The sequence below is a fragment of the Sphingomonas phoenicis genome, assembly GCF_047238005.1.
In the GTDB taxonomy this organism is placed as follows: domain Bacteria; phylum Pseudomonadota; class Alphaproteobacteria; order Sphingomonadales; family Sphingomonadaceae; genus Sphingomonas.
Genome location: NZ_JBDFMC010000002.1, coordinates 2,349,036 through 2,359,706, shown reverse-complemented (window position 1 = coordinate 2,359,706; position 10,671 = coordinate 2,349,036). Strand labels below are relative to the sequence as shown.

At 62.9% G+C, this 10,671-nt stretch carries 9 protein-coding genes; 5 read left to right on the top strand and 4 right to left on the bottom strand.

Features of this window, described 5'->3' with window-relative positions; translation table 11 throughout:
* Window positions 1-263: 263 nt before the first annotated feature.
* Window positions 264-449: a hypothetical protein gene (locus ABC319_RS12490; protein ID WP_413070540.1), complete on the bottom strand. Its 186-nt coding sequence runs from the start codon at window positions 447-449 to the stop codon at window positions 264-266.
* A gap of 5 nt (window positions 450-454) precedes the next feature.
* Window positions 455-1,927: an aminotransferase class I/II-fold pyridoxal phosphate-dependent enzyme gene (locus tag ABC319_RS12485; RefSeq protein WP_413070539.1), complete on the bottom strand. Its 1,473-nt coding sequence runs from the start codon at window positions 1,925-1,927 to the stop codon at window positions 455-457.
* 178 nt (window positions 1,928-2,105) lie between these two features.
* On the opposite strand from ABC319_RS12485, the gene ABC319_RS12480 reads away from it, so the two are divergent.
* The 3 genes from ABC319_RS12480 to uvsE are packed head-to-tail and all read left to right on the top strand — an operon-like array spanning window position 2,106 to window position 4,836.
* Window positions 2,106-2,600, top strand: a complete 495-nt coding sequence (locus ABC319_RS12480; RefSeq protein ID WP_413070538.1) for a nucleoside deaminase — start codon at window positions 2,106-2,108, stop codon at window positions 2,598-2,600.
* Between the two features lie 53 nt (window positions 2,601-2,653).
* Entirely contained in the window at window positions 2,654-3,670 is a 1,017-nt protein-coding gene (locus tag ABC319_RS12475; protein WP_413070537.1) for a single-stranded-DNA-specific exonuclease RecJ, read from the top strand.
* Window positions 3,667-4,836, top strand: a complete 1,170-nt coding sequence (gene uvsE, locus ABC319_RS12470; RefSeq protein ID WP_413070536.1) for a UV DNA damage repair endonuclease UvsE — start codon at window positions 3,667-3,669, stop codon at window positions 4,834-4,836. Before ABC319_RS12475 ends, uvsE begins: the two co-directional genes overlap by 4 nt.
* Before the next feature lie 293 nt (window positions 4,837-5,129).
* Here uvsE and ABC319_RS12465 read toward each other — a convergent pair whose 3' ends face one another.
* Window positions 5,130-5,882 (bottom strand): alpha/beta fold hydrolase, encoded by a 753-nt coding sequence (locus tag ABC319_RS12465; protein ID WP_413070535.1) that lies wholly within the window; start codon window positions 5,880-5,882, stop codon window positions 5,130-5,132.
* 119 nt (window positions 5,883-6,001) lie between these two features.
* Between ABC319_RS12465 and ABC319_RS12460 the strand changes: the two genes are divergently transcribed.
* Both ABC319_RS12460 and ABC319_RS12455 read left to right on the top strand, forming a co-directional pair.
* Window positions 6,002-6,805 (top strand): SDR family NAD(P)-dependent oxidoreductase, encoded by an 804-nt coding sequence (locus ABC319_RS12460; protein WP_413070534.1) that lies wholly within the window; start codon window positions 6,002-6,004, stop codon window positions 6,803-6,805.
* Between the two features lie 237 nt (window positions 6,806-7,042).
* Window positions 7,043-9,832, top strand: coding sequence for a TonB-dependent receptor plug domain-containing protein (locus tag ABC319_RS12455; protein ID WP_413070533.1), 2,790 nt, complete (start codon window positions 7,043-7,045; stop codon window positions 9,830-9,832).
* Between the two features lie 183 nt (window positions 9,833-10,015).
* On the opposite strand, the gene ABC319_RS12450 is transcribed toward ABC319_RS12455, so the two are convergent.
* Window positions 10,016-10,621, bottom strand: a complete 606-nt coding sequence (locus ABC319_RS12450; protein ID WP_413070532.1) for an FMN-dependent NADH-azoreductase — start codon at window positions 10,619-10,621, stop codon at window positions 10,016-10,018.
* Between the last annotated feature and the right edge of the window lie 50 nt (window positions 10,622-10,671).

Below are 10,671 nucleotides of genomic sequence, written 5' to 3'. Positions count from 1 at the left end.
GTTCGGCCGCTACCGACCGCGACATCGGACGCTCGCAGGGTTGCACCGCGGCGTTCAACGGGATCGTTCGGCAGGTCGAACGCCGGAGCGCTACCTGACACGTCTCTAACGCAACTAGACTCACAACCTGCCGGATCACGCCTCTTCGTCATTGCCCAAAACTGGCCACCTGTTTATTTAAATTTGAACCGCTTATTCCGTCAGCCTGACAGGCTTTTGAATAACTGTGAGAGAGCAAGCGGTTGCAGCCCTTCGCCGGGTCCTCAACGATCCTCGACGACCTGCAGGCGGTAGCCATCTGTAGCCGCCTTCTGGTGTAGATCGGCCAGGCTTTGATGCACTGCTTTGGCGGTGGCGTCGGCAGTCAAGGTGGCTAAACGACGTTCCTGGGTTGCACGCCTTAGATGCCAGTTCCGGGGAACGCCGAGCTGCCCTGTCTTCACGCTCATACCGATCACCCGAGGCTATTTTCGTTTACAACCCGTACCGTAGCTGCCGACGGATCAACTGGATCCATGATGAAGCTACCTGCGTCGCGCTGGCCGATCAGCCATGCCACGTGTGCCGGGGTAATGCGTTGACCCGGTACGAGGCGCGGCACTCCGGGCGGAGCGGGCGCGATCATCTCCGCGGCGACGCGGCCTGCGGCGTCTTCGTAGCGAACCATCGTCGCCGGCCCGTTGAGCGCGGTCGGGCCCGCCATGACCATCTCGACCGACAATGTATCGATGCGCGGCATGACAGGCGCTCGCGGCAGCACGGACGAGTCCGCCGCGAGTTGGCGGATCAGGTCGCCAAGGGCGCGCACGAGGCGCCGCAGGTCGGAACGTCTCGTGCCCAGCGACAGGACGACCAACAAATGTCGGCCGTCCGACAGGCCGACGCTGATCCGGTGGTGGGCATAGAGCCAGTCGTCGATGGCGAACCCTGAGACACCCAGACCTGACACGTCGATCAACACCTTGGTCGCATCCAGATCGCAACCGGACGGCAGATCATTGCGATCAAAGATGCGGAGCGGCGTCATGCCGGACAGCTGGCCACGCAGCCAGGCTGCTTCCGCTACGACCTTGCTCCACATCTGCTCGCCACCGAGCGCATGGTCGCGCCGGGTGGCATCCAGGGTCGCCAGGATCGGAACGGAAGGGCTGGTCGTCTCGAAGAGTTCGTATGCCATCCACAGCCGCTGGCGATCGATCAGATTGCCTTTCGCGACGATCACCGATGCTTGTGCGAGCGCACCCATTGTCTTGTGGGCGCTATAGACAGCGACATCGGCACCCTTGGTCAGGGGGTCGTCGGGTAACGCCTCGCAGAAGGCGTACGCTCCGCCCCATGCGGCATCGACGATCAAGGGGATGCCGTGCGCATGACAGATGTCCGCCAGCGCGGCGACATCGCTGGTGACCCCGTAATAGGTAGGGCTAATGAGGATGAACGCCCTTGCCGCGGGATGGTCGGCCAGCACGGAACGCAGCGTGTTTGGCGTGACGCCGTGTTCGATATCCCATGCCGGATCCACTGCGACCGGCACGACGACGGCGTTCAGGCCAGCTGCCAGTGCATAAGTGCGCTCCGCCTTGTGTGCGTTGGCGGCGATCAGGATCGTGTCGCCCGGTGCGGCTACGGCCGCCATGACCGTGTGCAGGCTCTGGGTAGAGCCGCCCGTCACGAACCGGCAGAAGTCCGCGTTCCACGCCTCCGCGGCGATCTCATGGGCTCGCTGCAAGGCCAGCTTGCCCTCCGTACGATCGTCGAGCCCCTTGGGCGTGAGCACATCGGCCTGGAATACCCGTTTGCCGAGCAGCGCCTTCATACCGGAGGGGATAGCCGTCCCCTGATTGTGCCCCGGCGCGCCGAAGCCGATCACCGGTCTCTTCTCGATTGCCGCCAGAGCCTCCGCGAGTGGTGCGCTCTTCTGATCCATGCCCTGCCTGTTCGTAGCCGAGCAGGCAGAACGATCGTGGACTCAATCTGTCCGAATCTGCCGGTAACGCAGATTGCATCCGGGGCAATCTCGGTAGGTTGCCGCGCAAAGCCGATCGTCGGCCCGGCGCTTTTCCGCGGTTAGCGGCGTTGGACGGTGCGAAACGCGAGGGATGCATATGCGCGCAGACGATGACGAAAAGTGGATGCGGATGGCCATCGAGATCGCCCGTTCGAAGGGCTCCGATCCTTCTACGTCGCCGCTCGGCTGCGTCATCGTCAGGGATGGCCAGGTCATCGCCGCGGAGCGCAACCAGACGCAAGAGCTGCCCGATGCCACCGCCCATGCGGAGATGATGGCAATCCGCCGAGCCTGTGAGAGCACCGGCGAGCAGGAACTCCGTGGCGCGACGCTCTACTCGACATTGCAGCCGTGCGGCATGTGCACAATGGCTTCGATCTGGTCGAAAGTCGGTCGCGTGGTCTACGGCGCCAGGCGGGAGGACGTACACCCGATGTACTTCGAGGCAAGGCACGTCGACACCTTGTCCTTCATCGCCGACGCCTACCGCGACGACATCACGATCGAGGGTGGTTGTTTGCGCAAGGGATGCGCCGTCCTCTACTATCGCCCGGATGCCAACCTGACGACAGAGGAGCAGGCCAACCTGTGAAGATCGGCAGACTTCATGGTCGAAGCGACATGCGCGCGGCGGCGCGAACCGCCATGGCTGACGCGCTCGCCACCTTCGATCGCAACGGTATGATCGTCGTACTTAGCCATTTCGATGCCGACGGTCTCAGCGCCGCCGCAATCCTCGTCCGTGCACTTCGTCTGGCTGGGTGGCGCGTTGAACCAGTAGTCGTCGGAAAGACCGGGTCGCCCTGGGAGGCTGACACGCGCAGCCGTATCGCTTCAATGGAACCGGCGGGGCTCATTGTTGCCGATCTGGGCACCCGGGCCGAGCCCGTCATGCCGGGCTGCCCGACGCTCGTCATCGATCATCACGTGCCGACGGGTGAACCGCGAGGCGCCGTCTCGGTCAGCGGCAACGGTCTTGATCCCGAGCCGACAACGTCGCTGCTGGCTTGGTGGGCGGCAGGAGCACTCGGCGACCAGGCCGACCTGTTATGGCTCGCGGCGATAGGCCTCATCGGGGACATGGCGGACGGGCTCGGCTTTCCGGAACTGGAGCAGGCACAGGCCCGCTGGGGTAAGACGGCATTGCGGGACGCAACCTCGCTGATCAATGCGCCTCGCCGGACTGCCGCCGCTGACGCAGGGCCGGCTCTGCGCATGCTGCTCGACGCGGATGGCCCCAAGCGGATCACTAAAGGTGACAGTGCCGACGCGAAGGCCTTGCACGCGGCGAAGGCGGAAGTGCGCATCGCGATGGACGAAGCCAAGCGCGCGCCGCCCCTAATGGTAGGCGACGTGGCGCTGATCCAATTGGACTCCGGGTGCCAGATACACCCGTTGATCGCGCAGCAGTGGCGCGGCCGTCTCAAGGACAAGATCGTGATCGCCGCCAATCGCGGGTACCGGCCGGGCTGGGTGCATTTCGCCGCCCGGTCCGCAAGCGGCCGCGACCTCATCGCCTTCCTCTCAGCGCACCGGCCCGCCGGTGCGGACGGCCGATACGGCAACGGCCATGCTCAAGCCACGGGTGGCGCGCTTTCGGCAGCGGGGTGGAACGAGTTCATCGCGGGTCTCGGCCTGCCTCAGGCACAGGTAGAAGCATGACCAGTACCGACCGACCACTCCGTCTTGGCTTCCCCGTCAAAGTGATGGGCAGGCCCGACCTCAAAAGCCAGGACACCCGGCGTTGGCAGAAGGACCCGCATCTAAAATGCTCGCTCGAGTTGCTCGACAAGGTGCTCGACTATCTCAAATCCAAGAAGCTGGACATGTACCGGCTTTCGTCGGACATCGCGCCCTACGCCACCCATCCGGACATGCCGCAGTTCCACTCGATGGTCGCGGACAGCGACTCTGAACTGCACGCCTTCGGCGTCAAGGCGAAGGAGTACGACATCCGCCTGTCGTTCCATCCGTCCCAATACGTTCTGCTGAACTCGCCGAATCCGGAGTTGACGAAGAAGAGCATCTGGGATCTGTCAAGCCAGGCCGAGATGCTCGACCGGATGGAGCTGGATGACGAAGCGGTGATGATCACCCATGTCGGGGGCGTGTATGACGATCACGTGGCGAGCCGCGCCCGCTGGATCGAAGGGTGGGAGCAATGTCCCGAGCACGTTCGGCGCCGCCTAGTTCTAGAAAATGACGACATCCGCTTCTCGGCTGCTGACGTTCTGTGGATCCACGAACGCACCGGCGTGCGGCTGATCTTCGATTACCAGCACATGTGGTGCCTCAATCCCGAGCGGCTGGACATGCGTGAGACGCTGGAGCGTTTCCTGGCGACCTGGCCCACCGGGGTACGACCGAAGATCCACTTTTCCTCGCCGCGCACGGAGTTGCGCGAGATCAAGCAGAAGATCACGCCAAAGGCGCGGGCCGCGGCAAAGGCGGGCGCGGCAAAGACCAAGAAGGACGAACTGCTGAAGGCGCCGGTCAAGGCCACTGCCCGCGTGAAGACTGTTCTGCGTCCGCCGATTTGGACGGGACATGCCGACTTCACCAACCCGTTCGAGTTCGCGACTTTCATGCGCATGGCCGACGGATTGGTGTTCGACGTGATGATGGAAGGCAAATCCAAGGACCTCAGCCTGCTGCGCCTGCGGCCGGATTTGCTACGCTTTGCGCCTGATGTCGCAGCCAGGTTCGGTATCACGGATCAGGATGCTGGTGCCTTGGCCGCCGACGAAGCAAGGCTGGAGCACGGAGTTGATGCGGAGGTCGAAGCGGACGTCGATGAAGGAGAACCCGCCGGGGGTGGCTTAGCGTAAGTGAACGGTGCAGAAGGCGCATCAATTCACCAGAAAGAGGTCACGCCTTCTTGCTTGACCCAGGCCCAGTCATTTGACTGTGCGTACGTGCAATCATGAACTCGGTCGCTCTGCTCATCTTACGCGGCAGTCGTGTGACCGCGTTATGGCTAGCCAACAGAAGGAAGCGGCGGCCTTGCAATGCTCGACCTGACTGCACAGCATTAATACGAATATTGTTAACCCACTATACTAATTAGCCGCGCTGCTTGTCCGAGGAGCCCTGGACTTACACCTACCTGACAACAGCTTCATCAGCTAAACGGTTGTGAAAAGGAATGAACAGCCTCCGCGATCCGGTGAGCTACAACATCAGGTTGTTCATAGGGCAGCAGATGTGCCGCGGCGGTCACGACTGAAACGCTCGCGCGGGAGTAATGCGGCAGGTTGAAGAGCCGCTGATTGCTCTCCCCCAGATCGCCGTCCTCTTGGCCGGCTACGATCATGCAAGGGACATCCAACACGCCGACGCGATCACTCCAATCCTCGTGCGCTCCTCGCTCCAACCAATCGATCCAAGCATGCGGCGAAGATCGCCGCACATCGGCCACTGCCTGTTCCATAAGTTCAGGCGGCAATGGCGCGGCGATGTTGTTCTCGATGAACCGGCGTGCATCTGCCTCGCCGGGCGTGCCATCCTTGAACCAGCTGATCATTTCCTTGCGCCGGGCCTCGTCCATCGGTTCGGGTGCTGGAGGCGAGGCGGCAAGGAGCATGATACCGGACAGGCCAGCGAGGCCCGGCTGCCCGGCAGCCGCGCGGGCGGCCAGTAACGTTGCGAACTTGCCGCCCATGCTGTGGCCTACCAACATGTAGGGGGCGGGCGATCTGTGGGCGATCTCCGTTGTCAACCTGTCGAGTGTCGCGACAATGCTTGTATCGACCGCATCATGCTCGCCGAAACCGGGAAGATCCGGTGCCACACACCTGAAGCGGTCCCCCAATCGGTCACTCACGTCTGCCCAGGATCTTCCACTAGCTCCCAGAGCATGGAGGAAGAAGAGCATCGGTTTAATCGTGGAGTCGGATCGCATGACCGGGCAACGCGGCATGCGCCAATTTGGCCCAACGCGGAACACCCGAGCCCTGCGGCGTTTATGCGGGCACGGTCAGCGGAGAATGGCAAATGGATCTGGGCATCACGGGACGCGTGGCGCTGGTTAGCGGCGGCGACAGCGGCATGGGACGGGAAAGCGCGCGCATGCTGCTGGAGGCTGGTGTCCGCGTCGCCATCACCGATCAGCCGGGCGGATCGCTGGCGGAAAGCTTGGATGACCTGAAATCGTCTGGTGAGGTGATCGCGATCGAAGCGGATGTGACACAGCCGGGCAGCATCAGCGCTCTGTTCGCCGATGTGACCCAGCAGCTCGGCGCGCCCGACATTCTGGTAAATGGCGCAGGTGTCACTGGCGCCACCGGCGACTTCCTGGATGTGGACGACAAGGGCTGGTTGGAGACGCTCGACATCAATCTGCTGGGCGCAGTCCGGATGTGCCGCGCCGCGATTCCGGCGATGCGGTCACGCCAATGGGGTCGCATCGTCCTGTTTTCCTCCGAAGATGCGGTTCAGCCTTATGTCGACGAGCTTGCCTACTGCGCGTCCAAAGCCGCGATCCAGAACCTGACCAAGGGGCTGTCCAAGGCATACGGGTGCGACAACGTGCTGGTGAATGTCGTCATGCCCGCTTTCATCGCAACGCCAATGACTGACAAGATGATGGAGAAGCGCGCAAACGATTTGGACGTCAGCGTCGACGAGGCCATCGACAGCTTTCTGGAAGAAGAACGTCCGGGCATGACCCTTAAGCGCCGCGGCCGCGCCGATGAGGTTGCCGCAGCGGTCGCCTTTCTCTGTTCCGAGCGGGCAAGCTTCATCAATGGCGCGGCACTCCGCGTGGATTCCGGCTCGGTGCAGACTATGGCTATTTAGGCGATAATCTGCCTGGATCTGTACCTTCCGCGTTCAAACACGTGTCCATGAAGATGCGTCAGACACCCGCGACATTTACAGCTGATCAAGAGCGCTGCGACCCGGTCGCACTGTGTCCCTGAGGTCACATCGAACCGCTAAGTCGATGTACCAGCAACACAATCCTTGCCGGGTTTGATCATCCCCATAAGATCAACGCGAGAGTGGCAGGGGAGCCACTCGGATCAGGGGACATCTATGACTCGGAGCAGTCTGCTCGCCGGTGTGGCGCTAACGGTATCGACAATGGCGCAGGTCGCGCCGGTTGAGGCACAGACGGTACAGTCTGCGCCCAGCCAGGAAACGGCCGTCGACACGGCAACCGCGTCCGAAGACGAAGCAGGCAATCAGATCGTCGTCATCGGTAGCCGCGTTGCCAATCGCACCGTGTCGGACAGCCCCGTACCGATCGACGTCATTACCGACAGTGCGCTGCAAGCCTCCGGCAGCGGCGAGATCAACAAGACGCTCAATCAGCTGGTCCCGTCGTTCAACTTCCCGCAGCCGTCCATCGCTGACGGCTCCGACGTTACTCGTCCGGCTACGCTACGCGGCCTCAATCCCGATCAGACGCTGGTACTCGTCAATGGCAAGCGCCGCCATGTCTCGGCGCTCCTCAACATCAACGGCACCGTCGGTCGAGGCGCTGCGGCGGTCGACATGAACATGATCCCGGCACTCGCGATCCAGCGGATCGAGGTTTTGCGCGACGGCGCGTCGTCGCAGTACGGATCGGATGCGATCGCCGGCGTCATCAACGTCCAGCTGAAGACTGCCTCGTCGGGCGGCCGTGCGCAGGTCAGCTATGGCAAGTACGTCACGACGCTGGATGGCGTGTCCAACTTCGGCGGTCTTGTCACCACCGGCGGGCAGCCGGTGCTGGATTCCGCCGATCCGCGCTACTTGCAGGCGAACGGCGATGGTGAGCGCAGGGCCCGGGACGGCATCTTCACCACCTTTGGCGTCAATGTCGGCCTGCCCGTCGGCGACGGCGGCTATTTCAACTTCACGGGCGAATACCGCGACCGCAACTTCACCAACCGTCAGGGCTTCGACCTGCGCCCCAACTATATCAGGCCGAGTTCGACCAGCTTCGACCCGCGCGAGTCGACCTTCGATCGGCTGAACTTCCGCTACGGCGACGCCAAGACGGAGGATTTCAACTTCCTCGTCAACACGGCCGTGCCGCTCGGATCGGCCGAGTTCTACGGCTTCTTCACGTATGGCCATCGCGACGGCCTGTCGGCCGCGAACTTCCGGCAGCAATCGGCCGCGACCAATCGCGACTTCTCGGCTATCGCGCCGGGCGCCACACCAACCTCGGCCAATTTCGTCGGGCTGACCGCCAACGGCTATCTGCCCAAGATCCAGTCGAACATCGACGACGTGTCGGCTACCGGCGGCCTGCGCGCCGACATTGCCGGGTTCAAGGGCGACTTCTCCCTTGGCTTCGGCCGCAACGAGCTGAACTACCGGACGGAAGACAGCGTCAACGTGTCGTTCGGCCCGCAGAGCCAACGTTCCTTCGACGCAGGCGGACTCACCTTTTCTCAGATCCTCGCCAATGCCGACCTCGCCCGTCAGTTCGACGTCGGCCTTGCCGGGCCGCTGTCGTTCGCGTTCGGTGGCGAATACCGACATGAAATCTATCAGATCCGCCCCGGCGATCCCCAGTCCTACCAGACCGGCCCGCTATTCACCCCATCCCGGCCGACGACGGCTGCCAATTGCACCGTTCTGGGCGGCTTCTACACGACCGCGACCGGCATCTGCTCTTTCCCGGGCCGCGCGGCCGCCGCCGGTGCGCAAGGGTTCGGCGGCCTGCCGGCATCGGCACGGACGAACGTCGACCGCGACAGCTTCGCCGGCTATATCGAGTTCGACGCCGACCTGTTCACCGGCCTGACCGCCACGGCAGCAGGCCGGTACGAGCACTACAGCGACTTCGGGGACACGCTGAACGGCAAGCTGGCGCTGCGGTACGAATTCACCGAAGGGTTCGCGATACGCGGGTCGGTATCGAACGGCTTCCGCGCGCCGTCGCTGCACCAGCAGTTCTTCACCACCACCTCGACTAACTTCCTCGCCGGCGTGCCGGTCGATGTGTCGACGGTGCCCGTCAGCAGTCCCGTCGCACGCGCCCTCGGTTCGCAGCCGCTCGATCCCGAGCGGTCGCTGAACCTGTCGGGTGGTATTACCCTCAACCCGTTCCGCAGCTTCAACGTCACGGTCGATTACTTCTACATCAAGATCAAGGACCGCATCGTGCTGTCCGAGAACCTCGGCGCGGCCGGCGTCGGCACGGCGGCACAGAACAGTGCGGTGCAGACGATTCTCGCCGCCAACGGCTTCAGCAACGTCGGCGCGGCGCGGTTCTTCATCAACGGTCTCGATACCACGACGCAAGGTGTCGATGCGGTCGCTACCTATCGCGCCAACCTGGGCGGACTGGGTACGTGGAACCTGTCGGCCGCGTACAACTACACCCGCAACCAGATCGACGAGCGGCTCAACAATCTGGGTCCGCTGGCGCAGATCCCGGGCCTCGTCCTGTTTGGCCGTGTAGAGGGTATCCGGTTCGAACGGGGGCAGCCTCGCAGCAAAGTCGTGCTGGCGACCGACGGGAAGATCGCCGGCATCGGCATCGCGGCTCGCACCACGCGGTATGGATCGGTGATTTCACCGGAGACGACCGCCCCGCTCGGCGCCAACGCGAGCAGCCTCACCGCTCTCGGACCGGACGATCAGGTTCTGCGGCCCAAATGGATCACCGACCTGTCGCTCAGCTACGAATTGCGCGGGGTGCAGTTGACGGTGGGTGCGGACAACGTGTTCGACATCTATCCCGACCGGCGTCCGTTTGGCTTGCGCCCGGCAGGGGTCGGCGGCAGCTATCCGGCGACCTACCAGTTCCTTCCATATAGCAACTTCTCGCCGTTCGGATTCAATGGCCGCTTCCTCTACGCACGCGCAGCCATCAACTTCTGACGACCTTGTAGGAGGGGTCCCCAGCCCCTCCTACTCTCGAGCGATTCTTAGACCCAATCCCGGTCACTCAGACGGGGCTCGCTGTGCTCCAGAACAAGCTGTCTGTTCAGGTCAGTGCCGAAGTATTTAGTCAGATGGCCAGCCACGGCCAGGTCTCCGTGGCTGGCTTTGCTGTGGACCTGCTCAGGCGGCGATCGCCTTGATTTTCTGAGCGGCGCTCGCCATCGCGGCCTTATCCTGCTCCGGTCCGTAAGCGATGCCTTCCGCCCGGATCACCTCGATGTCCAGGATGCCGAGGAAGTTAAAGATGGCCTCAAGGTAGGTCGATAGATGATCGTACGCAGCAAATGCCCCCTCCGAGTAGATTCCGCCCGATGAGAGGACGAGGTACACCTTGCCGCTCAGCAATCCGCGTGGCCCCTCGGCCGTGTAGCTGAAGGTTTGCCCGGCAATCGCTACATGGTCGATCCACGCCTTTAATGTCGAGGGCACCGTAAAGTTGTACATGGGTGAGCCGACCACCACGACGTCCGCCGCCTTGAGCTCGTCAACCAGAACCTTGGAACGGCTCATGGTCTCGGCAAGCTTGATGTCGCCGGTGTTCTCGGCCGTCCAGGCATGCCGGATTGTCATGTCCACGTGAGGAAGCGGGTTGGCGACGAGATCGCGGTACACGATCGTCGCACCGGGATTGTCGGTTTTGAGCCGCTCAACGAGTTCGCTGGAGAGGCGACGTGTATGCGAGGCAGCGCTGTCGCTTGCACTGGCATCGATGTGCAGGATGTTCATAGGTCAGCTCCGGTCTGGAAAAGTGACCTGGCCCAGCTATGTGACCGTCA

Excerpts from the sequence above, each read along its gene's own strand:
- ABC319_RS12490 (WP_413070540.1), bottom strand. The coding sequence starts at position 449 with ATGAGCGTGAAGACAGGGCAGCTCGGCGTTCCCCGGAACTGGCATCTA.
- ABC319_RS12460 (WP_413070534.1), top strand. The coding sequence starts at position 6,002 with ATGGATCTGGGCATCACGGGACGCGTGGCGCTGGTTAGCGGCGGCGAC.
- ABC319_RS12450 (WP_413070532.1), bottom strand. The coding sequence starts at position 10,621 with ATGAACATCCTGCACATCGATGCCAGTGCAAGCGACAGCGCTGCCTCG.
- ABC319_RS12465 (WP_413070535.1), bottom strand. The coding sequence starts at position 5,882 with ATGCTCTTCTTCCTCCATGCTCTGGGAGCTAGTGGAAGATCCTGGGCA.
- ABC319_RS12455 (WP_413070533.1), top strand. The coding sequence starts at position 7,043 with ATGACTCGGAGCAGTCTGCTCGCCGGTGTGGCGCTAACGGTATCGACA.
- ABC319_RS12475 (WP_413070537.1), top strand. The coding sequence starts at position 2,654 with ATGGCTGACGCGCTCGCCACCTTCGATCGCAACGGTATGATCGTCGTA.
- ABC319_RS12480 (WP_413070538.1), top strand. The coding sequence starts at position 2,106 with ATGCGCGCAGACGATGACGAAAAGTGGATGCGGATGGCCATCGAGATC.
- uvsE (WP_413070536.1), top strand. The coding sequence starts at position 3,667 with ATGACCAGTACCGACCGACCACTCCGTCTTGGCTTCCCCGTCAAAGTG.
- ABC319_RS12485 (WP_413070539.1), bottom strand. The coding sequence starts at position 1,927 with ATGGATCAGAAGAGCGCACCACTCGCGGAGGCTCTGGCGGCAATCGAG.